Annotated in this window: 22 protein-coding genes and 4 pseudogenes; 16 read left to right on the forward strand and 10 right to left on the reverse strand. The window is 50.7% G+C overall.

Features of this window, described 5'->3' with window-relative positions; translation table 11 throughout:
* The first annotated feature begins 61 nt into the window (after positions 1 to 61).
* The 10 genes and pseudogenes from gltX (at position 62) to A3SI_RS01405 (ending at position 8,813) form a co-directional block, all read left to right on the forward strand.
* A pseudogene (gltX, locus tag A3SI_RS01355) lies at positions 62 to 1,599 on the forward strand (glutamate--tRNA ligase).
* Between the two features lie 72 nt (positions 1,600 to 1,671).
* Positions 1,672 to 1,887 (forward strand): hypothetical protein, encoded by a 216-nt coding sequence (locus tag A3SI_RS01360; protein ID WP_009053285.1) that lies wholly within the window; start codon positions 1,672 to 1,674, stop codon positions 1,885 to 1,887.
* 163 nt (positions 1,888 to 2,050) lie between these two features.
* Positions 2,051 to 2,500, forward strand: coding sequence for a holo-ACP synthase (locus tag A3SI_RS01365; protein ID WP_009053286.1), 450 nt, complete (start codon positions 2,051 to 2,053; stop codon positions 2,498 to 2,500).
* Positions 2,501 to 2,533: 33 nt separating this feature from the next.
* A complete protein-coding gene (locus tag A3SI_RS01370; protein ID WP_009053287.1) occupies positions 2,534 to 3,199 on the forward strand; it encodes a porin family protein in 666 nt (221 codons plus the stop codon).
* Positions 3,200 to 3,283: 84 nt separating this feature from the next.
* Positions 3,284 to 3,864: pseudogene (locus A3SI_RS01375) on the forward strand (NifU family protein).
* 8 nt (positions 3,865 to 3,872) lie between these two features.
* Positions 3,873 to 4,952 (forward strand): DUF3810 domain-containing protein, encoded by a 1,080-nt coding sequence (locus A3SI_RS01380; RefSeq protein WP_009053290.1) that lies wholly within the window; start codon positions 3,873 to 3,875, stop codon positions 4,950 to 4,952.
* Between the two features lie 64 nt (positions 4,953 to 5,016).
* Positions 5,017 to 5,391, forward strand: coding sequence for a hypothetical protein (locus A3SI_RS01385; protein WP_009053291.1), 375 nt, complete (start codon positions 5,017 to 5,019; stop codon positions 5,389 to 5,391).
* A gap of 570 nt (positions 5,392 to 5,961) precedes the next feature.
* Positions 5,962 to 6,801, forward strand: coding sequence for an MbnP family protein (locus A3SI_RS01395; RefSeq protein ID WP_009053292.1), 840 nt, complete (start codon positions 5,962 to 5,964; stop codon positions 6,799 to 6,801).
* A gap of 70 nt (positions 6,802 to 6,871) precedes the next feature.
* A complete protein-coding gene (locus A3SI_RS01400; protein WP_040669774.1) occupies positions 6,872 to 7,861 on the forward strand; it encodes a cytochrome-c peroxidase in 990 nt (329 codons plus the stop codon).
* Positions 7,854 to 8,813: a transporter gene (locus A3SI_RS01405; RefSeq protein ID WP_009053294.1), complete on the forward strand. Its 960-nt coding sequence runs from the start codon at positions 7,854 to 7,856 to the stop codon at positions 8,811 to 8,813. The genes A3SI_RS01400 and A3SI_RS01405 overlap by 8 nt, the downstream gene beginning before the upstream one ends.
* On the opposite strand, the gene cobC is transcribed toward A3SI_RS01405, so the two are convergent.
* From cobC to dusB, 5 genes and pseudogenes are all read right to left on the reverse strand, one after another.
* Positions 8,810 to 9,394 (reverse strand): alpha-ribazole phosphatase, encoded by a 585-nt coding sequence (cobC, locus tag A3SI_RS01410; RefSeq protein ID WP_009053295.1) that lies wholly within the window; start codon positions 9,392 to 9,394, stop codon positions 8,810 to 8,812. The two genes, A3SI_RS01405 and cobC, sit on opposite strands and share 4 nt — an antisense overlap.
* Positions 9,361 to 10,167, reverse strand: a complete 807-nt coding sequence (locus A3SI_RS01415) for an adenosylcobinamide-GDP ribazoletransferase (protein ID WP_009053296.1) — start codon at positions 10,165 to 10,167, stop codon at positions 9,361 to 9,363. Before A3SI_RS01415 ends, cobC begins: the two co-directional genes overlap by 34 nt.
* 3 nt (positions 10,168 to 10,170) lie before the next feature.
* Positions 10,171 to 11,175, reverse strand: coding sequence for a nicotinate-nucleotide--dimethylbenzimidazole phosphoribosyltransferase (gene cobT / locus A3SI_RS01420; protein ID WP_009053297.1), 1,005 nt, complete (start codon positions 11,173 to 11,175; stop codon positions 10,171 to 10,173).
* A gap of 29 nt (positions 11,176 to 11,204) precedes the next feature.
* Positions 11,205 to 12,098, reverse strand: coding sequence for a DMT family transporter (locus tag A3SI_RS01425; protein WP_009053298.1), 894 nt, complete (start codon positions 12,096 to 12,098; stop codon positions 11,205 to 11,207).
* Positions 12,099 to 12,135: 37 nt separating this feature from the next.
* A pseudogene (gene dusB / locus A3SI_RS01430) lies at positions 12,136 to 13,127 on the reverse strand (tRNA dihydrouridine synthase DusB).
* Positions 13,128 to 13,164: 37 nt separating this feature from the next.
* On the opposite strand from dusB, the gene A3SI_RS01435 reads away from it, so the two are divergent.
* The 5 genes and pseudogenes from A3SI_RS01435 (at position 13,165) to A3SI_RS01455 (ending at position 17,233) form a co-directional block, all read left to right on the forward strand.
* Positions 13,165 to 14,121 (forward strand): CPBP family intramembrane glutamic endopeptidase, encoded by a 957-nt coding sequence (locus A3SI_RS01435; protein WP_009053301.1) that lies wholly within the window; start codon positions 13,165 to 13,167, stop codon positions 14,119 to 14,121.
* Complete coding sequence (locus A3SI_RS01440) at positions 14,099 to 14,314, forward strand: putative signal transducing protein (RefSeq protein ID WP_009053302.1); 216 nt, start codon at positions 14,099 to 14,101, stop codon at positions 14,312 to 14,314. Before A3SI_RS01435 ends, A3SI_RS01440 begins: the two co-directional genes overlap by 23 nt.
* Complete coding sequence (locus tag A3SI_RS01445) at positions 14,286 to 15,143, forward strand: phosphatidate cytidylyltransferase (protein WP_040669733.1); 858 nt, start codon at positions 14,286 to 14,288, stop codon at positions 15,141 to 15,143. The genes A3SI_RS01440 and A3SI_RS01445 overlap by 29 nt, the downstream gene beginning before the upstream one ends.
* 72 nt (positions 15,144 to 15,215) lie before the next feature.
* Positions 15,216 to 16,493 carry a Glu/Leu/Phe/Val family dehydrogenase gene (locus tag A3SI_RS01450; protein ID WP_009053304.1) on the forward strand — a complete coding sequence of 426 codons (1,278 nt, stop codon included), beginning with the start codon at positions 15,216 to 15,218 and terminating at the stop codon, positions 16,491 to 16,493.
* A gap of 78 nt (positions 16,494 to 16,571) precedes the next feature.
* Positions 16,572 to 17,233, forward strand: a pseudogene (locus tag A3SI_RS01455) (phosphatidylserine decarboxylase family protein).
* On the opposite strand, the gene A3SI_RS01460 reads toward A3SI_RS01455, so the two are convergent.
* Positions 17,211 to 17,717, reverse strand: a complete 507-nt coding sequence (locus A3SI_RS01460) for a hypothetical protein (RefSeq protein ID WP_009053306.1) — start codon at positions 17,715 to 17,717, stop codon at positions 17,211 to 17,213. The pseudogene A3SI_RS01455 and the gene A3SI_RS01460 sit on opposite strands and share 23 nt — an antisense overlap.
* 299 nt (positions 17,718 to 18,016) lie before the next feature.
* On the opposite strand from A3SI_RS01460, the gene A3SI_RS01465 reads away from it, so the two are divergent.
* Positions 18,017 to 18,463 carry a hypothetical protein gene (locus A3SI_RS01465; RefSeq protein WP_156810105.1) on the forward strand — a complete coding sequence of 149 codons (447 nt, stop codon included), beginning with the start codon at positions 18,017 to 18,019 and terminating at the stop codon, positions 18,461 to 18,463.
* 35 nt (positions 18,464 to 18,498) lie between these two features.
* Here A3SI_RS01465 and A3SI_RS01470 read toward each other — a convergent pair whose 3' ends face one another.
* Genes A3SI_RS01470 through A3SI_RS16905 form a run of 4 tightly spaced genes read right to left on the reverse strand, consistent with a single transcriptional unit; the run spans position 18,499 to position 20,903 of the window.
* Positions 18,499 to 18,927 (reverse strand): hypothetical protein, encoded by a 429-nt coding sequence (locus A3SI_RS01470; RefSeq protein ID WP_040669735.1) that lies wholly within the window; start codon positions 18,925 to 18,927, stop codon positions 18,499 to 18,501.
* Complete coding sequence (locus A3SI_RS01475) at positions 18,909 to 19,406, reverse strand: AEC family transporter (RefSeq protein ID WP_040669736.1); 498 nt, start codon at positions 19,404 to 19,406, stop codon at positions 18,909 to 18,911. Before A3SI_RS01475 ends, A3SI_RS01470 begins: the two co-directional genes overlap by 19 nt.
* Positions 19,393 to 20,196, reverse strand: a complete 804-nt coding sequence (locus A3SI_RS16900; protein WP_050977302.1) for an FAD/NAD(P)-binding protein — start codon at positions 20,194 to 20,196, stop codon at positions 19,393 to 19,395. The genes A3SI_RS01475 and A3SI_RS16900 overlap by 14 nt, the downstream gene beginning before the upstream one ends.
* Positions 20,196 to 20,903, reverse strand: coding sequence for an FAD/NAD(P)-binding protein (locus A3SI_RS16905; RefSeq protein ID WP_050977304.1), 708 nt, complete (start codon positions 20,901 to 20,903; stop codon positions 20,196 to 20,198). The genes A3SI_RS16900 and A3SI_RS16905 overlap by 1 nt, the downstream gene beginning before the upstream one ends.
* Positions 20,904 to 20,964 lie beyond the last annotated feature (61 nt).

Below are 20,964 nucleotides of genomic sequence, written 5' to 3' on the forward strand. Positions count from 1 at the left end.
TTTCGGAATTTACACGAGTTTTCCACCTCGAAATGAGGGCGGATAAAGAAGAAAAAGGAACATGAATAGAGAAGTACGTGTACGATTCGCTCCCTCCCCGACGGGAGCCCTGCACATCGGAGGGTCCGCACGGCCCTGTATAACTACCTTTTTGCACGCAAGCATGGGGGTAAATTTTTACTCCGCATAGAAGATACGGATCAAACGCGCTTCGTGCCGGGTGCTGAAGCGTATATTCAGGAGACTCTGAGCTGGTTAAACATCTCACCAGACGAAAGCCCCTGGAATCCGGGTGCCCTAGGCCCTTACCGACAGTCCGAGCGCAAGCCGATGTACATGCAGTATGCCTTAGAGCTGGTGGAAAAGGGTTATGCCTACTATGCCTTTGATACACCGGAGGAGCTAGAGGCCATGCGCGAGCGCCTAACCGCAGCGCGGGTGGTGAGTCCGCAGTATAATGCGATCACCCGTACCCAAATGAAAAACTCGCTGACCCTGCCCGACGATGAGGTGCAGGCCAGACTAAAGAGCGGAGACCCCTACGTGATCCGTATTAAAATCCCAAGAAGAGAGGAAGTACGTCTCAACGATATGATCCGCGGCTGGGTTATGGTGCACAGTGGCACCCTCGATGATAAGGTGCTGATGAAGTCCGATGGAATGCCCACCTATCACCTGGCAAACATCGTGGACGATCACCTGATGGGCATCACCCACGTCATCCGTGGAGAGGAATGGTTGCCGTCCGCACCGCTTCATGTGCTGCTCTATCGCTACTTAGGCTGGGAGGATACCGCTCCGCAGTTCGCACACCTACCGCTTCTCCTGAAGCCGGATGGTAATGGCAAGCTTTCCAAGCGGGATGCAGACAAGCATGGGTTTCCTGTGTTCCCGATGAACTGGCAGGACCCGAATTCCGGTGAGCAGGCAATGGGCTTTAAAGAGCAGGGGTATTTGCCGGAGGCCCTCGTAAATTTTCTCGCCTTCTTAGGCTGGAATCCAGGAGATCATCGCGAACTGTTTACCTTAGAAGAACTGGTGGAGGCTTTTTCCGTGGAGCGTATCGGTAAGTCCGGAACCAAGTTCGATATTAATAAAGCCAAGTGGTACAACGAGCAGTATCTGCGCGCTAAATCGAATGAGGAGCTGGCCAGTTACCTGCAGGAAGACCTTAAAAAGGAGGCTATTCAGGTAAGTGACGAAAAGGCTGCCGCTATCGCTGCCATCATGAAGGAGCGTGCCACTTTCCCGGCAGACCTCTGGAAGGAAGGGCAGTTTATGTTCCGCGCCCCTGAGGTTTTCGACGATAAGGTGGTGGCGAAAAAGTGGAACAATGAGGCCGTTTCCGTGTTAAGTGCCTATAAAGCAGCATTGGAAGCGGAGACTGAAGCGCTGCAGCCGACGCGTGCAAAAGAGCTGCTGGAAGCTGCCGCTACTTCCGTAGAGGTGAAGATGGGTAAAGTGATGCAGGCGGTACGCTTAGCCGTTACTGGTGTAGGAGCAGGTCCTGATCTGATGGAGGTTTTTGCCATCATCGGAAAAGAAGAGCTGGTCCGCCGCATCGAGCATGCCTTAGCGGTCCTGCCTGTTCAGCCCTAATACAGTCCTTTTGCTTTGGCCGAAGGCCAATGCTTCCGCACTGTCAAATTCACGTATGAACCGCATAAAAGCATGAGTAAGAAACCGAAAAAAGAGAATAAACCGAAAGTGCATCCTGACTTAGAGGGGTTTCAGATGGACATCAACTCTCTCGGGGAGATTTCCAGTAGCTTCCCCATCGATCGCATTAATGAGTTCCTGAATAAAAATGTGGACGATAAGAAATTGCGCGATAGGGAAGAAGGAGAGGAGGCGCCGGTGAAGCCAGGTAGGAAGAAAAAGTCCTGAAAAGGCGCTCATGAGGAGAGGAGGAAGCGTCCCTGTACGTTGGCCTCCTTTCTTTTTTAGCCCTACTGGTTTTTTATCGTTTTTTAAGGCGCATTTTCGCATTTAGCCAGGGCCGAGGCGCAGCCGCTATCGGGTAGTTTTTTTATTTTAATTTGCATGATCTATGGTGATTCTAAAAGACCTAAGCCCCGCTTTCACTCCGGGGGACTACCACTTTTCTATCGGGACCGATATCGAAGAGGTAGACCGTTTCGCTCGGCTGCTTGGCCGTAAGCCTACACTTATTGATCGCCTGTTTTTCCCTTCGGAATGGCGCGAGGAGCTTCCTGCTGCGCGTCGAGCCATGTCGCTGGCGGGGATATGGTGTGCTAAAGAGGCGGTAGTAAAGGCTTTTGCTCCTTTTATAGCGCTAGATATACGGCAGGTGGAGATCCTGAAGCACCCCTCTAAAGGTTATCCCTACGTTGTACTGCATGTAGATGCCCCTTTCGCGCGGCCGTTCCAGCTCAGTGTCAGCATCAGCCATACGCGGACTTTGGCGCAAGCCGTCGCGCAGCTCGCTGTGGCCAGATCTTCGATGGAAGTGGCCGCGGAAAGCCCTAAAAACCCATAAAAAATCCTTATTTTTGAAAAAAAATTATTTGGCATGGCGAAAGCTTGGGGCCTTTGGCTCATTTTATTTTTGGGGATTGGATGCAGTGAGCAGTTGCTGGCACAGACGAGCATAGGCTTCCGTGGGGGCTTCAGCACGAATAGCTATAGTTACCGCGTACGTCCTGCGTCGCTCACTACCCGAACGGATGCTGGCATCACTGCCCCTACTTTCGCACTGGTGGCCGAGACTTTCTTAGCGAAAAATGCTGGCGCGCAGCTGGAGGTGCAGCTGCTCTCACTCGGCTTTACTGAGCGGGACACCTTAGCAAACACGAATCAGACCCGCTTCGACTATATTCGTATTCCTCTGCTCTCCAACTTTTATTTTGGAAATAAGGGACGCTTCCACATTAAGGCAGGGCCTTATATTGGATTTCTGCTGGATGTGGAAGATGTACAGCGGGAGTGGTCCGCCCCAGATATTTTGCCCACCTACGCGCAGCCCGATGATCGGGTAAATGCCTTTACGTATGGGCTGGCAGCTGGAGCCGGTATTAGTGGGATCCTAGGTAAGTCCACGCTGGCGGCGGAGGTGCGGGCCAGCTATGAATTTGCTCGGCCAGAGCTCCAAAACCGCATTTTCGACCAGAACGCGGTGGTTATAGAGGTCACCCTCAGCTACCTGTTTCGTGTCCTCAAGCATCGGCCTTTAGAATAAGACCGAAAAGCCAGCAGCCGAAAAGGAACTTTCATTTTAGGGAGCAATGTTACCCCTGAGAACATCTACATAATCGCGCAAAGCATGTTAAAAGCACAAGAAAGACCAGTACATATTTATATGGAGGCCAACCCGAACCCGAATTCACTGAAGTTCGTGGCTAACTTCCTCCTCGTGGATGAGGCATCAGCTTTGATTTCCCTGATGCCAGCCAGACGGAGGACTCCGATTTAGCGAAAGAGCTCTTTAATTTCGATGCCGTCACCCGTGTGTTTATCGCCTCGAATTTCGTGACCGTCACGAAGAAAGAGGAGGTGGACTGGATCGAGATTCAGGAACATCTCCGGGGTCACATCAAGCAGTACTTAGCCGCAGGGAAGGCCCCAGTGAAAAAGACGTTCGACTCGGACCCACTTTTCGACGAAAATGATTCGGAGTCCGTGAAGAAAATTAAAGGTATTTTAGATGAGTACATTCGGCCTGCCGTGGAGCAGGATGGTGGCGCCATCGTCTTCCATAGCTTTAAAGATGGCGTGGTGAAGGTACTTCTGCAGGGTTCCTGCTCAGGCTGCCCTTCCAGCACGGTGACCCTGAAGGCGGGCATTGAAAATTTATTAACGCGCATGCTCCCTGAAGTGAAGGAGGTGCAGGCGGAAGGTGTGTAAGCAGGAGGATGGAGTTTAAAAAGTTCTTTAAGTCCTATTTAGGGCTCCTATTGGGCCTGATCGCGTTAGCGGTCAGGTTTCTTTTTGATGCATTTCCGCAGCTGGCAGAGTATGGGTATGCCCGCGGACTTTTCCCTTTTTTGCGTTTAGGGCTGGATTTCAGCGTCGGACTGCTGCCTTTTCCGCTCATCTACCTTTTTTTTATAGCTGTGCTCGCTGTCTTTTTTCGGTTTTTTTGGCGGCTGCGCCAAAGAACCCGCTGGACGCAGCGTCTGGCCTTCGCCTCGCGTGCGCTTTTGAATGGTGTGGGATTCCTACTGTTTAGCTTTTTAGTGGTTTGGGGCTTTAATTACCAGCGCTTTCCGGTGGTTCAGCAGGCAGGGCTTCAGAAGTCGGCTCTTTCGCTGGAGCAGCTGCAGGCGGAGATGCAGTACACGGTCCAAGATCTGGACAGCCTGCGGGCGCTGCTGACGACGGACACGCTGGCGCTGGAGGCATCGGTTCCTTTTCGGGAGCTAGAGCGGGATATTCGGGCGGCGGTGAAGGAGCATGTGGGCCTGCTGGGCTTAAATAACCCCGGTCGTCCGCGGACGCATCCCCTGTATCCGAAGGGGCTTATGCGCAGGCTGGGAATCATCGGTATTTATTTTCCCTTTACGGGAGAAAGTTATATCGATGCTTCTTTACACTTTCTAGAGCAGCCCTTCACGATCGCGCATGAGATGGCGCACAGCTTCGGGGTGACTTCAGAAGGGGAGGCCAACTTGGTCGCCTGGGTGGTGGGCTATGCTTCTTCGGATCCACTTTTGCGCTACAGCGCACAGGTGCAACTGCTTCTGTATCAGCTGCGGGATTTTTACTTTTTGGCGCCCGATCAGTACGGCGCGTTCGTTGGGGCGCTGCCCAAAGGGGTTTTGGCAGATTTACGAGCCTTACAAGAAAACCGTGAGCGCTACAGGCCTTTAGCGCTCGAGTTTTCGAAGAAGGTAAACGATACTTTTCTGAAGGCGCAGGGCGTGAAGGCGGGAGTGGAGAGCTATCATGAGCTGCCTATGTTAGCGGCAGCTTGGCGGCAGCGGGGGATGTAAATTTTTACTATATGGGTTACGTGTTTCTTAGTTTGGTTACTTTTTAATCCTTATCTTTGCTATCATGTTTAAAGTTTTAACACCTATCGGCCTCATCGTCTTGATCTTGCTTAATAGCATGGTCTTTTCGCTCATACAAGGCAGTTATGTGTTAAATAAGGCACACATTATCGAGAATTTTTGTGTAAATAAATCGCAGCCAGAATTAAACTGTGATGGAAAGTGCTACTTAGCACAGCAGCTTCAGGCTGAAAAGGAAAGACAAGAGCAGGAACAAACGCACCATTTTAGTACGGACTTCGGGCAGTACCAGCTAGCGTCTACTTTTTCATTAACTATGCCTACATACAAACCTCTTTACACTATTTTTTGGTGCAAGTATCTATTAAAGGGGTATTTCTCCGTTATGGGTTCGGTTTTATTACCGCCTAAAATTTAATTTTTCGATTGTTTCTTGGCGAGCTATTCGCCCAAGTAGGGAAGTCACCCTGTTTTTCTTTTTACACACACCTTAGCGTATATGTTACGGGTCCTATTCTTTCTGTGTATGGCCTGGATCGTTGTACTGAATAGCATGGTCTATTCGGTTATCTGTGTCCAGTTCCAGCTGAACAGATCATTTATCGCAGAAGTCTTTTGTGAAGACAGGGATATTCCTATGTCTACTTGTCAGGGGAGCTGTTATTTGAGTCAGCAGTTAGCAGACGCACCATCCGATCAGGAAACGGGCTGGATGCAGTTTCGTGCTGATTTTCATTTATTCACTTTTCCGGATTCGCTTATTCTACCATTTCCTACCGGGACGTTTTCGTTAGTCAACGTTCCTGGCAGACCATGGCAGCTTATGAAGCTATCCTGCTGGTTTTAGATAAGCCACCTATACCTTCTTTTTTTTTCTATCCTAGTCACTAGGGCCGCCTGACCGTGGTACGTGCAGGCACACGAACACATTTTAAATCAACATTAATTTTGAGGCTTTTAAAGCCTCACATGAACACTATTGTCAAAAATGAAAGTATTACAAACTATTTCTATTTTAATCTTAGGCTTTATAGCCTTATTTCTTAGCTCCTGTCAAGAGTCCGAATCACCGCTTGTGGATGAAACTGGAGAAATGATCGTGAAATTCGATAATTATGTAGGTAATCGACCTTTGGTTTTAGAGCCGGAGGGAAGTACAAACTACCGATACGCTTTAGCGAATGGACAGTCTTTTAACATTACGCGGTTTGGTTATTATATTAGCCATATTCAGCTAGAAGGGCCTAATGGGGAGATTTTCTCAGACCCGATGTTAGCTTCTGCTTCCGAAGTAAAAGGATACTACCGTGTGAATCAGGAGGAGCCCGATAGTTGGGAGATTCATCTAAAGAATATTCCTGCCGGGCAGTACAATAAGATTACTTTTAATTTAGGCGTGAAAGAAGACGGTATCGTGGAAGGCGCTGTAGGTGGTATTTTAGACCGTGCCGCTGGTGGATGGTTTTGGAACTGGAATTCTGGATTTATTCACTATATGTTTGAAGGGCATTCTCCTGCATCGGAGCGAGTTCAAGGGGACCTACAGAACCGGGTGCGTTTACACCTTGGCGGTTGGAAAAACGTGGCTCCTGTAGATGATTTACCACAGCGCTTCTTTGATAATAATGTGAAGATAACGCTTCCTTTTGATGCCACTGTTCGTGTGAATAGTACGATGCGTCCTTCTCCACACATTCATGTAGATGCGCTAGAAGTGCTGGGAGATGTGGATTTTTCGATTGTAAATAATATTCATACTCCTGCCGAAGCGAGACCTTTTGCCAGTCGTTTACAGGGAGCTTTTGTGGTAGACCATACACACCAGTAAGACCATGGTATTTTGGCGTACATGGGGAAAAGCGTTTGCGCTTTTCCCTTTGCTTCTATTTATTTCCTGTATGCAGGGAGGGGACGATGGTCCAAAAGAGACTCTTTATGCGTTTCGCGCACCGGTGCATTTTCCTGAGCCTACCTATACCTTTCGGAATAATCAAGTACATGAAAAGGGGTTTAAGCTTGGTAAAATGCTTTTTAACGACCCCAATCTTTCTCGCGATGGCTCCGTCTCGTGTTCTTCCTGCCATCTACAAAGCCATGCTTTTGCGGATACCTGGCTGCATCCGATGAGCATTGGTGTAGATGGACGTGAAGGAAAGCGTAATGCTCCCCCTCTCTTTAACCTGGCTTTTCATCGCGAGTTTTTTTGGGACGGTGGTATAACGCACTTGGATTTCACACCTATCGCTGCATTCGAAAATGAGTTGGAAATGGATATTCCCTTTCCAGAAGTAGTGGATCGTATCGCACGGCACCCCGTCTATCCGGGTTTATTTCGGGAAGCTTTTGGTATAGAGACTGTGACGGGTCCCTTCGTTTTGCATGCACTTAGTCAGTTTATGCTGATGATGGTTTCAGCCTCTTCACCTTATGATGCCTACATCCAAGGAGATAAGACGGCTCTGTCTGCTACTCAGCTAGCAGGGCTTCAGCTGTTTCGCCAGCACTGTGAAAGTTGTCATCGAGAGCCACTGTTTACCGACCTAAGTTATCGGAATAACGGTGCGCAGCGGGTTATCCGCGACTTTGGGCGTGAGCTGGTCACGGAAAGAGCGGAGGATCGTGCTAAGTTCAAAGTACCTTCACTGCGCAATATCGAGGTAACAGCACCCTACATGCACCATGCACGATTCCAAACACTAGAGGATGTGCTCGATCACTACACTTCTGGTATGCAGCATCAGGAGACCCTGGACCCGCAGCTTTGGCGTTCAGGACAGCCAGTGATTACCCTATCTGCAGCCGAAAAGGAGCAGCTTATCTCCTTCCTGCTGGCGCTGACGGACACGAAGTTTCTTTCTAACCCCATCTTTCATCAAACGCATGACTAAAGTAATCACCTCCTTTCTTCTTTTCATTCTTTTCTGGCTTCCCCTAACCGGGGCAAAGGCCTGTGATGCCTGTGGCTGTGCCCTTGGAGGCTTTAATTTCGGAACTATCCCCCAGAATGATAGCCATTTCGTAGGAATTCGGTACGCAATAGCCCAGTTTTATGCTGAGCAGCGGCATGGACGAGAGATTTCGCACTCCTATGACCGTTACCAGCGTGTGGATCTTATGGCCAGAATAGCACTGAGCGATCGCTGGCAGCTGAACATGGTACTCCCCTATATGTACAATACCATGGAGGGCAGCCACGAAAGCGAACAGTTGAGTGGTCTGGCTGACCCCATGCTGATGCTGAACTATAAACTCCTAGACCAAAAAGGTAATCCCATGGAGCGATGGCTTCATAATCTATGGTTTGGGGGAGGAGTGAAGGCTCCTTTAGCAGAATTTCGATTTTCGCGTACCGAAGAGTTGGTAAATCCCAACTTTCAACTGGGAAGTGGCTCTTGGGATTATGTTTTCCTGCTCAACTATACGGCCATGCGAAAGCATTTTGGTCTTCATGTAGAAGCTGTTTACAAATATAATACACTGAATAGTCAAGCCTACCGCTTTGGGAATCAGTATAACATGCAAACGAACCTCTTTTATAAAAGTGCCCTCGGACAGTGGCAACTCTTCCCAAGTGCAGGTCTGTACCACGAGTTTGGTGGTCAGCACAGTCATGAGGGCTTTTTACAAGGGAATAGCGGGGGACGTCTGACGATGGCACAAGCGGGGGTTCAGGTGCAGCGCGGGAACTGGATGATGCATGCAAACGGTCAACTCCCTGTCGCTCAGCACTTTTTTAGTGATGCGCAGGTAGAAATTCAAGCAAAAACCCGCTTTGCGTTTACATTCGTTCGCTTTATTGGGAAAAAAGCAGACAAAAGTGTGTTTAACTGGGTGGATTAGGACGACAGCTTTTCCGAAGTAAACGAGCGGATGCTGTCCCATGCAGGGTTTTTAGCCAGCTGCACCTGAAGTATGGTGTCGTGCTCTGCTGGAAGTTTAAACACATGTTGGAGCGGAATTTCGAGCAGGTAGGCCCAGATACAGCGGATCACGCCTGCATGTCCTACCAGCAGGGTGCGTGCATCAGCTGCTTGGCGAAGCTCCCCCATAAAGCGCTGCACCCGAGCGTAAAGATCGGCTAAACTTTCTCCTCCGGGCGGGCGCTCCTGCACGAAATGCTGCATCCACGGGTCAAGCTCCTCGGAGGGGATTTCTTCCCATTTTCTCCCTTCCCAATGCCCAAAATTTACTTCCTGTAGCCTAGCGTCCACCTGTACCTGCCCCGGGTGGAGGTAGTCGGCCAGTTGGCGGCAGCGGCTGCTTGGGCTGCTGTAGACACGGTCGAATCCCTTTTCGGGGAGCCTGGCGGCAAAGGAGGCCGCTTCTTCGATCCACTTTGCCCCTAGGGGCACATCCAGCTGCCCATAACAGATGCCTTTATCGATGGCTACACGGGGATGTCGTAGGATATAGAGTTCCATAGCGCGAGGTAGGTTAAAAGTAGGACACATTCGGCGATTTGTTCCACTGCGCCGAGACAGTCGCCGGTATATCCGCCGAGCCATTTTTCGAAGTACCCTTTGGCGTAAGCCCCCACGCCGAAAAGTGGCAGCAGCAGAAAAACGGCCTGCCAGTGCCAGTACATGAGGGTGAGTAAGGGCAAAAGTCCCCCTAAATAGGCGCCGAAAATTTCTGTTTTGCTGTGGGTTTGGGCGATGGGCTTGGCCTTGCTGCTGGCATCTTCTCGGGCATAGGAGGAGAAAAACACGATGTTTACGGCGGTGAGGCGGGCTAGCGCATGATAGGCCACAAATAGGGTGGCGATGAGCGGTAGAGGGAGTGCAGGGGTAGCGCTCAGGAGCTCATCCAGTGCGAGGTACTTGAGTAAAAACAGCATGATGAGCGCGATGACGCCATAGGCACCCACTCGACTGTCTTTCATGATCTCGAGAATTTTTTCTTTCGTCCAGCCTCCTCCGAAGCCGTCGAAAACATCTGCCAAGCCATCTTCATGAAAGGCGCCCGTGGTCAGCACGCCAGCGATCAGGGAGAAAACGATGCCGACCGCATCCCCGAAAAGGGTGGCTCCCAGCCAGTAGGCGCCAAAGGAGATGAGGCCGACGATCCAGCCGATGAGGGGGAAAAATCGGGTGGCTTTATTGATGTATGCGGGAGAATGGTCGATGTTAGCGGGGCAGGGGATGCGCGTATAAAACATCAGAGCGGTGAAGAAAATCCTGCTTTGTTCTTTCATGGTTTACTGCTTATCGCTGACGCCTGCTTGCTGAAAACTGGCCATATCATTTAGAAAAGCGACTGCGCTCGCGATAATCGGGTAGGCAAGTGCACAGCCGGTTCCTTCTCCGAGCCGCATGTTTAGGTGTAGAATGGGCGCTCCGCCTACATACTCCAAGAGGTGCTGGTGCCCCTGTTCGTCGCTTTGATGGCAAAAAAGCGCATGCGTGTGTATTTCGGGGCATAGTTTAGTGGCCACGAGGTAGACCGCACTCGCGATAAATCCATCGACTAGGATCAACATGTTTTGGGCGTAGGCCTCCAGCATGGCGCCACACATCTGTGCCATTTCGAATCCTCCGAAAGTAGCTAAAATCTGTTTAGGGTCCTCTAGGGGCCCGTGGAACTGGCAAGCTTCCTCTAATCGTGCCTGTTTATGTGCGAGCTGTTCGGCGTTTAGTCCGGTGCCTTTACCGATGCATTTCGATACGGGTATTCCTGTGCAGTAGTGCATAAGCATGGCGGCGGCGGAGGTATTTCCGATGCCCATTTCTCCGAAACCGATGACATTACAGCCATCGGCAGCTGTATCCTGTACGATAGCGCGGCCCTGGGTGAGGGCTTGCTCTAGCTCTGCAGCCGTCATGGCGCTGTCGCGCAAAAAGCTTTTCGTCCCATAGCCGACTTTGGCTATGAGGAGCTGCTCATGTGGAGGGAAATCCTGCTGGACCCCTGCGTCTACGATTTTCAGCTCCAGTCCATGCTGCCGGCAAAAGACATTAATGGCAGCACCACCGGAAAGGAAGTTGAGCACCATCTGGTAGGTGACCGCCGATGGATAGGCGCTGACGCCTTCAGCGGCGATTCCATGGTCTCCGGCAAAAACGATGAGGGTGGGCTTTTGCAGCTGGGGACTTAGTGTGTTTTGGATCGTGCCGATCTGGTGGGCGATTTTTTCGAGTAATCCGAGCGCGCCGATGGGCTTCGTTTTCGTGTCGATTTTCTCTTGGAGGGCTTTTGTTAGCATGGGCGTGTTTAAAACGATAAAGATAAGATTTATCGTTTTCGATTCCCAATATAAACGCCGATGATGACGGCAGCGATGCCGAGGTAGTGCCCGAGGAGAAGGACTTCCCCATCCCAGAGCCCCCAAAGAATGGCGACGATGGGGATCAGGTAGGTTACGGAACTGGCAAAGACGGGGGTGGCGATTTTCACCATGACATTAAAAAGAATCAGTGCCAGGGCGGTGCCCACGATGCCGAGCGTGGCGATATAGCCGAGTGCGGGCAGGGCACCTTCTACATGCGTCACTTTAAAGGAAAAGTTCGTGAACGCGAAGAGGTAGAGCGCAGCGGCGGGCAAAACGAAAAGTAGGGAGATGGCTGTGATGGCTACCGGTTTTAGGGCCACGAAGCGGTATTTGATGATGTTTAAGTTGATGCCATAGCAGGCGCATGCAGCTAGGACGAAGAAGGCGTAGGCATTTAGCTCTCCGAGGGAGCCGCCTTCCTTTACGAAGAGGAGGGTAAGGACGCCGAGGAAGGCGATGAATAGTCCGATCGCATTTCGTCTGGTGATGCGTGCCTGAAAGAAGAGCGCACCGATGAGCACGACGAAGAGCGGGGTCATGGCATTAAACACACCTGTGAGGGAGCTGCTCAGCTGGGTTTGTGCTTTCGCAAATAAAAAGGCGGGGATAAAACTTCCTACGGCACCCACGATGATGAGGTTCGTGACTTGTCGTCTATTCAGTCCGCGCAGTCGTGGGAGCGAGAGGGGGAGTAAGACCATGCCTGCCGCTACGATGCGGAAGGCGCCCACTTCTCCTGGTGAAAATACCAGCAGGCTTTTTTTAATCAAAATAAAGGAGCTGCCCCAGACGAGGGCTAAAATAATGAGAAAGCCCCAAGCTTTCAGGGCATTCTCTTTTTGTATATCGCGTTCCATGTACCTGCTTTTGGGGCGCTAAGCCCCGAACACCTGCTTACACGAAAGAATAGTCTGCATAGGCATGACGTACTTCTTCCAAGATTTCGACCACTTCCTCGTAGCTTTCTGCCGTAACCATGCGGCTGCGGTAGGCTTTAAAGCCCGGCATGCCGCGGAAATAATTCGTGTAGTGGCGGCGCATTTCGAGGATGCCTAATTTATCGCCTTTCCATTCGATGGAGAAGTCTAGGTGCTTACGAGCGATGGCCAAGCGTGCTTCCAGGGTAGGAGGCGCCAGTTTTTCGCCGGTCGCGAAGAAGTGCTTGATTTCATTAAAGATCCAGGGATAGCCGATGGAGGCGCGACCGATCATCATGCCGTCCACGTCATATTTTTGACGGTATTCGAGGGCTTTTTCAGGGCTGTCGATATCGCCATTTCCGAAAACAGGAATGTGGAGGCGTGGATTCGCCTTTACCTGGTTCAGGTAAGACCAGTCGGCCTCTCCCTTGTACATCTGCTGGCGGGTGCGGGCATGGATGCTGATGGCCTGTATGCCGACATCCTGCAGCCTTTCGGCCACCTCCACGATGCGGATGCTGTTATGGTCCCAGCCGAGGCGGGTTTTACGGTGACGGGAATCTTCACCTGCTTGACGATTTCGGCCGTCATGGACACCATTTTGTCGATGTCGAGCAAGATGCCGGCACCAGCACCTTTACAGGCCACCTTATGTACAGGGCAGCCATAGTTGATGTCTAGGATATCGGGGCCTGCTGCTTCTGCGATTTCTGCTGCCTGGCGCATGGACTCGATTTCACTTCCAAAAATTTGGATGCCGATGGGGCGTTCATAGTCGTAGATATCCAGCTTTTGGACGCTTTTCGCTGCATCGCGGATCAAGCCTTCCGAGCTGATGAATTCGGTGTACATGAGGTCAGCACCTTCCTGCTTACACACAGCCCGAAAGGGCGGGTCGCTCACATCTTCCATAGGGGCTAATAATAACGGAAAGTCCCCTAGCGCTAAGTTTCCAATCTTTACCACGTGTATGTCTTAAATTTGCGTAAATTTACGGCTAATTATGGAGATTTATAAAGCAGAATCCAAAATAGGCCGCCAAGGTCCCTGGTATTTAGGGCTTTTGTCCCTTTTCCTCATCGGATTCGGGGTGGTGGTGGTCATGAATGGTATCGCTGTCCTGCTGGTCAGCCTGCTTTTTGGGTTCGAATCGGCGGAGCTGCAGGAGTTTGCCAGTGATCCCGCTTCCTCCACGCTGCCGCATGCGCGCATTGTTTTTTTGCTCATGCAGGGAATTGCTTCCGGGCTGGCCTTTGCACTCGCCGCACTTATATATGCGCGCTTTATCGATAATGCCTCCTTTGGATGGAAACACCAAAACCAGCGCTTTCGGTTCGATTTCGCTGTGTATGTGGTGGCACTTTCGGTTTTGGCCATTACGGCCAATGCCTATTTCATTCAGTGGAACAGTCAGCTGACCCTTCCGGAGTCTTGGGCAGCGCTGGAGGAGGCCTTAAAAAGCCAAGAGGAGCGTCTGGAGGAGCTGACCTTATTTCTGCTTGATTTTCAGCATATAGGGGAGTTTTTACTGGGCTTTCTGGTGGTGGCTGTGGGGGCCGGAATAGGGGAGGAGCTCTTTTTTCGCGGTGTTTTGCAGCCCAAGCTGCAGCGGTACACAGGGAATCCACATGTGGCGATCTGGGTGACGGCTTTTATCTTTTCGGCGATTCATTTTCAGTTTTATGGCTTGATTCCCCGTACATTCCTTGGTGCTTTCTTTGGGTATTTGTATTATTATACCGGCAGTCTGTGGTATCCTGCGCTGGCGCACACCTTTAATAATGGTCTGACGATCCTGATGGTGTACCTGCATCGTCAGGAGCTGGTAGAGACGGACATCCAAGATCCCAGTTTAGTGGCTCCGCTGCTGTCTTTAGGTGCGGGGGGGCTTTTGGTGCTCGGGCTGGGCCTTTTACGAAAAATGAATAAAAAGCGGCATGAGCTGGAAAAAAGTATTTGAAAATGGATCTCCGGTGCGTGCCGAGATCGTCAAGTCCATTTTGTTGGAGCATGAAATTCCGGCAGTGGTGCTGAATAAGCAAGAGTCAGTGTATAAAATTCACGGCTATTACGAGGTGCTGGTTCCGGCTGGCGAAGTGATGAAGGCCCTAAACATTGTAGCGAATGAGGTCAGGTTTGAGAGTGAGGGATAGGTTTAATATCAACAATTACAGTAACCTGGGCCAGCGCGTGATTACGGCGCTGATCGGCGCTTCGCTGATCGTGGGGGCTTCGATTTACAGTGAGTGGACCTATTTTATTGTTTTTGGGACTATATTGGGCTTCTGCCAAATGGAGTTTTACAAGCTTTCCGGGCTGGATGGACTGTTGCCGCTGAAGTCTTTCGGGACTTTTTTAGGCTTGTCGATTTTTGTGTTGACCTTTACCATAGAGTTTGGGCATATCGACGATAAATTTTATTTCTTGATTTTTCCTTTGTCCTCGTTAGTGTTTTTTATCAAGCTGTACAGAAAATCTGATAAGAAGCCGTTTACAGGCGTAGCGTACACTTTTTTAGGCATCTTTTATGTGGCGATTCCGTTTAGTTTACTGAATGTGGCGGCTTTTGCGGTGGATGATACCTTTCATTATGAAATTATCATCGGCTCGCTATTCATTCTGTGGGCCACGGATACGGGGGCGTATTTTGCTGGAACGAAGTTCGGCAAGACCAAGCTTTTCGAGCGTGTTTCTCCCAAGAAATCCTGGGAAGGGTTTTTAGGGGGAGCGGTGCTGGCTTATGTTTTGGCCTACGGCCTGGGGATTTACTTTAACACCTTAGCGATCTGGCAGTGGTACAGCATCGCGACGATTATCATCGTGGCAGGAACCTATGGCGATCTGATCGAGTCTCTTTTTAAGCGGAGCATCGCGATAAAAGATAGCGGAAGGATGCTTCCTGGGCACGGCGGATTTATGGATCGTTTTGACGGATTGTTATTATCGGCCCCCTTTATTGCTGCTTTTTTGAAAATATTTTAAAACGAGCGGATTAAATTAAAAATTGCCTTAATATTGTAGTGTCATTCATTCATCAACATACAAAACCCAAATATGGCTTACATAGAACCGGCTCCCATTAAGGATAAAGAAAATCCTTTGGAGTCTATGATGGAAAGATTTAACATCGCGGCAGAGAAATTAGGACTTTCGAATGAGGTCTATAATGTATTAAAAAATCCTGCCAAGCAAGTTATCGTCTCCCTGCCCATCACCATGGATGATGGTAGGATAGAGGTATTTGAGGGGATTCGCGTGATCCACTCGAACATTTTGGGTCCGGCGAAGGGAGGTATCCGATTCGCACCAGATGTGCACTTAGATGAGGTACGTGCGCTAGCCGCTTGGATGACATGGAAGTGTGCTGTCGTAGATATTCCCTACGGTGGTGGAAAAGGAGGGGTGAAGTGTAACCCACGTGAGATGTCACGGGGAGAAATCGAGCGCCTCATGCGTGCATATACCACGGCGATGATCGACGTTTTCGGTCCTGACAAAGACATTCCTGCTCCAGATATGGGTACCGGGCCTCGCGAGATGGCTTGGTTAATGGACCAGTACTCGAAGGCGCATGGCATGACGGTAAATGCAGTGGTGACGGGCAAGCCGCTCGTGTTAGGCGGTTCCCTAGGCCGAACAGAGGCTACAGGTCGCGGCGTGATGGTTTCTGCGCTGGCTGCCATGCAGAAATTAAAAATCAACCCTTTCCAAGCGACATGTGCGGTGCAGGGATTCGGTAATGTAGGTTCTTGGGCTGCTCAGCTTTTAGAGGAGCGCGGTCTCAAGATCACTGCGATTTCGGATATTTCAGGTGCCTATCAGAATGAAAATGGTATCGATATTCAGGCTGCTATTCAGTACCGTGACGGAAATAATGGTACCCTAGAAGGTTTTGACGGCGCCGAGAAGCTAAGCGATCCGATGGAGCTTTTAGAGCTGGACGTGGATGTACTCGTGCCTGCTGCGGTAGAGGATGTTATCACGATTAAAAACGTAGATAAGATTAAGGCCAAGCTGATCGTAGAAGGTGCTAATGGGCCTACTTCTGCACGTGCGGATGCGATTATTAATGAAAAGGGCATCATGGCTGTTCCCGATATTTTAGCGAATGCGGGCGGTGTGACCGTTTCCTATTTCGAGTGGGTACAAAACCGTCTTGGCTATAAGTGGACGGCAGAGCGTGTCAACAGACGCTCGGATCGTATCATGAAGGATGCTTTCGACCATGTGTATGAGGCTTCGATCAAGTATGACGTGCCGATGCGTATCGCGGCGTACATCGTCGCTATCGACAAGGTAGCAAAAACTTATACCTTCCGCGGCGGTTTCTAAACGGCATACAGGATTTCTTTCTATATTTGAGGCTGTGTATGTGTGCACAGCCTTTTCTTTGACTTATCCCCTAAACCTATGAGCATTCATAAAGAAGGCAGATCGCTCCTATTTTGGCTCCTACTGGTATTGGTAGCCCTAAATGCGGCTCTCCACTTTGGTTTTCCTGAAGCTGGGCAGCTGCATAACAGTGCACTCTTAGTGAGTGTGGTTTTCTATCTGCTTATTCTTCAGTTTTTCCGAAACCTTTCGTGCCACTGCCTCAGGATGAGCAGCTGGTCTATGCCCCTGCAGATGGCAAGGTCGTGGTGATCGAAGAGGCTTTCGAAGATGAATTTCTGAAGGAAAAGCGTAAGCAGGTTTCCATTTTCATGTCTCCTGTAAATGTGCACGTGAATCGGGCGCCTATTCCGGGGAAAGTCGCGTATTTTAAGTACCACCCGGGTAAGTACCTCGTGGCTTGGCATCCGAAATCGAGCACTGAAAACGAGCGGACTTCCATGGTGCTGCAGCATCCAAATGGTGTACAGATTATGGTGCGCCAAATCGCTGGAGCGCTAGCGCGCCGCATCAAGTGGTATGTGGACGCGGGCACGGTGCTCCCGGCAGGAGGTGAGTTTGGTTTTATCAAGTTCGGTTCGCGGGTAGACTTATACCTTCCGCTGGATGCAGAAATTTTGGTCCAGATGGACCAAAAGACCAAGGGAGGCCGTACGCCTATCGCGCGTCTGAAGCGCTAACCCGCTGCCGCATCCGCCAGTAGTTGCCCATAAGCAAGGCGAGTAAAAATAAGCTAGTCCAAGTTAACCACTTCCACACGCTGGAGGTGGTTTTTTTTTGCTCTAGGAGGGCATCTTCTGCCTGTGCTAACCGTTCTTTCAGCTGTCTGTTTTCCCGTTCGAGGCGCTGCATGACGAATTTGTAGTCGTTTTTTTCGTAGGTCATCTCCGAGGCGACGATTTGCTGCTGGAGTTCCAGCTCTTGGATGATGAGATTGTCTTTTTGGAGGATACGCTCCAGCCAAGCATTGGTCTCCTGCATGTCTTTTTTGGTGCGATTACCGAAGATCCCTGACTTATTCGCTTCAGAGGCTTTCCATGCTTGATGGAGGGCCGCTCGGTCTTCGAGGAGCTTTTCCAGTTTGGCCTGGGCCATCGTCTGTAGGGGCAGGGCTAGCGCAAAGAGCAGCAAGAGGCCGGTTCGGGTGAGCTGTTGCAGATGCATGCTGTGAATTCTTTTTGTAATACCTGCTCAAGTTCAAAAAATATGCCGAAGGTGGTGCAGGACGGCAGGTCGGTGGCCAAGCGTATACGGGAAGGTCAGTTTTTTTGGTAACTGGACGTAGAATTGGTAAGTGTGGCTTTTCGCTGTATATCTGTAGGGGTTTTGGGCATAGCTGCAGGCTGCTCGTCTGAAATGAGGACATAAAAGGACTATTTTTAGTGGGGAGCACTCCGTACGAAGTAGTTTTTGCGCTACTTTCCTACTATCTTAAGCAAAATATTCTTTTTAAATCTTTTTTTATGAGTCAAAAGCAAATAGATACTAGCCCGAATCGACCCTACTGGCGTTTTGAAATCGATCAGGTATTCGCGGCACGGAAAGCCCAGATGCACCAGGAGGCACAGCGCCGAGGAGGTGGTGTGGCACTTTTTGAAGATTGTTATACAGGTAAAACCCTTCGAGGAGGAGAGGATTACCACTACGAGCACATCTTCTCTGCGGAGGAAATTTTTATGCGCTACCGCGATCGCCTGACGAATGCGCAGATCGCGGAGCTGGTGAATTGTCCAGAAAACATAGGCGTTACGTTAGCTACGATTAACCGCAGCAAGGGGAAAAAAAGCGTGGGTGAATGGTTGGCTGATACGGCGAAGCTGGCGCAGCTCGGTGTGGATCCTGCACGTGTGCGTGCTGCCGCCCGCCGGGCAGAAGAAGGAATCGCGCGTGCTTTTCAGCGTATGCGTTAGTTGAGCTGTCCATACGTTTTCAGGGTTTGCTTTTCTTAAAAGAACAAGCTCGCCAGTGGGATGAGCAGCAAGGAGAGGAGCATGGATACGAGCACCCATGTGGCAGTGGCACCTTCGTCGGCATCGAGGTAGCTGGCAAAGAGGGTGACGTTCGCGGCGATCGGAAAGAGTGGGAGTAGGGCCATCATGTGGAGGCTTTCTTCTTCCAGCCAGCCGAAAAACTGCCGCTCTAAGAAGAGTAGGAGCCCTGTAAGCAGGACGCCCGCTACAAGGCGGATTCCCATCATTTCTGCGAGGAAGCGTTTATTTAAGCGTTTAAAGTTGACCTCCGTAAGGTTCATTCCGATGATTAGCATGCCTCCGATGGAGACGGCTACGCCGAAGGCTTTGGCGCTAGCCGAAAGCCAGTCGGGACTGGAGATGTCTCCCCAGCGGAGCCCCGCAGCTAAGAGAAAGGCATACACAAAAGGGATTTTGAAGACTCGAAGTAGGGCTTGGCGCATGGTGTGCGTGCTTTTAGCGACCTGGTAGAAGCCGATGATGTCCCCGTACAGGCGGTGCCGATGTAGATGCAGATGAGCAGGGTGACGCTGTCGGGCCCGAAGAGTGCCAGCACGGTAGGGATGCCGAAAAACGCGACATTGTAGAAAGAAAAGGAGCTTTGGATCAAGCCCCGCTCGGCCTCAGGTGCCCGAAAGCGATGAAAGAAATGGGCGGGGAGTAGCATGCCCAGGGCCAGTAAAAAGCCCATTAGGGGCAGGATTTTTAGGCTTTCGGCCTCCGCTTTTAGGACATGGTTGACGATGAGAACCGGCATAAGCACAAAGAGCATCGGTACGGTCACCCAAGCTTTAGGGAGATATTCTTTTCGGCTAAGCCAGTAACCTAGGGGCACGCAGAGCAGGTAGGGGAAGATGCCTTTCAGAAATTCAAACAGCATCATAGTGTTGGATTTTAAAGAGGAGCTCTTCCACTAATGTTTCGATGCTGCGGACATTAAACCAGACGGCATTTACGTCCATGAGGATACCGTTTACGAGGTGGCCTGTGGCGAAGAGGCCTTTACCAGAATGCGGCGCCATGACCTGAAGGGTGCGGTAATTCACTAAGGCGCCACCTACGGGATACTCTTGCACGATGCTTTTAGCGAGCATGGCCTGAATGAGGGGGTCGTCCATGTCACTCAGCTTGGAGGGGCTGCCTGTGGCGTTTACCAGAAGGTCTACTTCTAAAGGGTCTCCTTTTTTTCGGTGCATGCGGAAACCCTCAGCGGTTTTTTCAGGGTGTGTGAAGTGGGGGTAGACCGACAGCCGGCCACTAGCAAAGAGTTTTTGAAGGCGTTTTGCGTTCGGAAGGGGCATGGCGTGCCGGTTCGTGGCCCAGTGCCCGCCGAGGTGCCGCATGAACTTGACCTTTTCTCGCGTGCTCATGTCGTTCCAGATGGTGGAGGAGTCGTAGCGTAAGGCATACGCGATGTTCATAAGCAGATCTCCTCCGCTTTCTGCCGACTGAATGTCTTCTTCCAGGCAGGCGGCCGCAGATTTTCCGATACGGTTAAAGGAGGAGAGGGGCTTGTTTTCGCCGCTTTGGTGCTGGTATTCCTTTTCGAAAAGCGCATAGAGATCCACCGTGCGGATACGCTGCAAGTTGTGCCGCGCGATGCGGTGCACTTCGGGGACAGTGAGGAATTTGCGGTCGATGGGGCGATTTTCTACAGGCTGGACTTTGGGCATCAGCCATCTGGGGAAAAAAGGGAGATTTTTCCGGTGTAGCCATTATCTTCCAGTGTCATGATGGTGTCGATGGCACTGAGGCTGGAGCCTAAAACGCCGATATGTTCGGACGTCGAAATTTTTTCGATGAGCGGGCGGCTGGGCCAGGGGAAGGGGATGTAGGCCTCATACTGTCGAAAGCTTAAAAAATTCTGCGGTTTCGGGGTGCCGAGGGCCAGGACGACGAAATTTGCGGTGTGGACGCCTCCGGCACTGTCATGCAGGACGTACTGGTCTTTATCCTGATCGAGGTCCACTACCTCTGTATTTTTTACACAGACGGAGATGCCCGTTCGGTTAGCCATAGCGAGGTAGCGGTCGGCTTGTTCGGCTAGGTAATCTCCGTATAAGAAGCGGGCGGTGTAGGTATCGTTCCATTCGCCTTCTCCGTGGACAAGGTCGGAATCGCGTGTTTTGCGGTCTGCCACCCAGTCTGTAAAGTGGGCGGGCTCTTTCGCGTAGACGCCCATTAGGTCGGTGGGTGTATTTAGAAGGTGGCCTTTTTCCTCTGAGCCGAAAGCTAGTCCATATCCGAGGGTTTTTTCCTTCTCGAACCAGTCGATGCGGATGCTGTCTTGTAGGCCAAACTGATGAATTTTTATAAAGAGTTCGATAAAAGAGGCGACCCCGCAGGCCCCGCCTCCGACGATAGCGATCGTTTGCTTCATGGGTAAATTTATAGTGGTTGTCTTCTTTTTATGGCTAAAGCCACAAAGGTCAGGCCACGAT

Origin of the sequence: Nitritalea halalkaliphila LW7 (assembly GCF_000265075.1) — a bacterium.
In the GTDB taxonomy this organism is placed as follows: domain Bacteria; phylum Bacteroidota; class Bacteroidia; order Cytophagales; family Cyclobacteriaceae; genus Nitritalea; species Nitritalea halalkaliphila.

What these genes read in the sequence shown, in the direction of transcription:
- A3SI_RS01385 (WP_009053291.1), top strand. Translation starts at nt 5,017, where the DNA reads ATGTTTAAAGTTTTAACACCTATCGGCCTCATCGTCTTGATCTTGCTT.
- A3SI_RS16905 (WP_050977304.1), bottom strand. Translation starts at nt 20,903, where the DNA reads ATGAAGCAAACGATCGCTATCGTCGGAGGCGGGGCCTGCGGGGTCGCC.
- A3SI_RS01435 (WP_009053301.1), top strand. Translation starts at nt 13,165, where the DNA reads ATGGAGATTTATAAAGCAGAATCCAAAATAGGCCGCCAAGGTCCCTGG.
- A3SI_RS01450 (WP_009053304.1), top strand. Translation starts at nt 15,216, where the DNA reads ATGGCTTACATAGAACCGGCTCCCATTAAGGATAAAGAAAATCCTTTG.
- A3SI_RS01415 (WP_009053296.1), bottom strand. Translation starts at nt 10,167, where the DNA reads ATGAAAGAACAAAGCAGGATTTTCTTCACCGCTCTGATGTTTTATACG.
- cobT (WP_009053297.1), bottom strand. Translation starts at nt 11,175, where the DNA reads ATGCTAACAAAAGCCCTCCAAGAGAAAATCGACACGAAAACGAAGCCC.
- A3SI_RS01460 (WP_009053306.1), bottom strand. Translation starts at nt 17,717, where the DNA reads ATGCATCTGCAACAGCTCACCCGAACCGGCCTCTTGCTGCTCTTTGCG.
- A3SI_RS01400 (WP_040669774.1), top strand. Translation starts at nt 6,872, where the DNA reads ATGCAGGGAGGGGACGATGGTCCAAAAGAGACTCTTTATGCGTTTCGC.
- A3SI_RS01475 (WP_040669736.1), bottom strand. Translation starts at nt 19,406, where the DNA reads ATGATGCTGTTTGAATTTCTGAAAGGCATCTTCCCCTACCTGCTCTGC.
- A3SI_RS01405 (WP_009053294.1), top strand. Translation starts at nt 7,854, where the DNA reads ATGACTAAAGTAATCACCTCCTTTCTTCTTTTCATTCTTTTCTGGCTT.
- A3SI_RS01425 (WP_009053298.1), bottom strand. Translation starts at nt 12,098, where the DNA reads ATGGAACGCGATATACAAAAAGAGAATGCCCTGAAAGCTTGGGGCTTT.
- cobC (WP_009053295.1), bottom strand. Translation starts at nt 9,394, where the DNA reads ATGGAACTCTATATCCTACGACATCCCCGTGTAGCCATCGATAAAGGC.
- A3SI_RS01465 (WP_156810105.1), top strand. Translation starts at nt 18,017, where the DNA reads ATGAGTCAAAAGCAAATAGATACTAGCCCGAATCGACCCTACTGGCGT.
- A3SI_RS01440 (WP_009053302.1), top strand. Translation starts at nt 14,099, where the DNA reads ATGAGCTGGAAAAAAGTATTTGAAAATGGATCTCCGGTGCGTGCCGAG.
- A3SI_RS01395 (WP_009053292.1), top strand. Translation starts at nt 5,962, where the DNA reads ATGAAAGTATTACAAACTATTTCTATTTTAATCTTAGGCTTTATAGCC.
- A3SI_RS01360 (WP_009053285.1), top strand. Translation starts at nt 1,672, where the DNA reads ATGAGTAAGAAACCGAAAAAAGAGAATAAACCGAAAGTGCATCCTGAC.
- A3SI_RS01365 (WP_009053286.1), top strand. Translation starts at nt 2,051, where the DNA reads ATGGTGATTCTAAAAGACCTAAGCCCCGCTTTCACTCCGGGGGACTAC.
- A3SI_RS01445 (WP_040669733.1), top strand. Translation starts at nt 14,286, where the DNA reads ATGAGGTCAGGTTTGAGAGTGAGGGATAGGTTTAATATCAACAATTAC.
- A3SI_RS01370 (WP_009053287.1), top strand. Translation starts at nt 2,534, where the DNA reads ATGGCGAAAGCTTGGGGCCTTTGGCTCATTTTATTTTTGGGGATTGGA.
- A3SI_RS01380 (WP_009053290.1), top strand. Translation starts at nt 3,873, where the DNA reads ATGGAGTTTAAAAAGTTCTTTAAGTCCTATTTAGGGCTCCTATTGGGC.
- A3SI_RS16900 (WP_050977302.1), bottom strand. Translation starts at nt 20,196, where the DNA reads ATGCCCAAAGTCCAGCCTGTAGAAAATCGCCCCATCGACCGCAAATTC.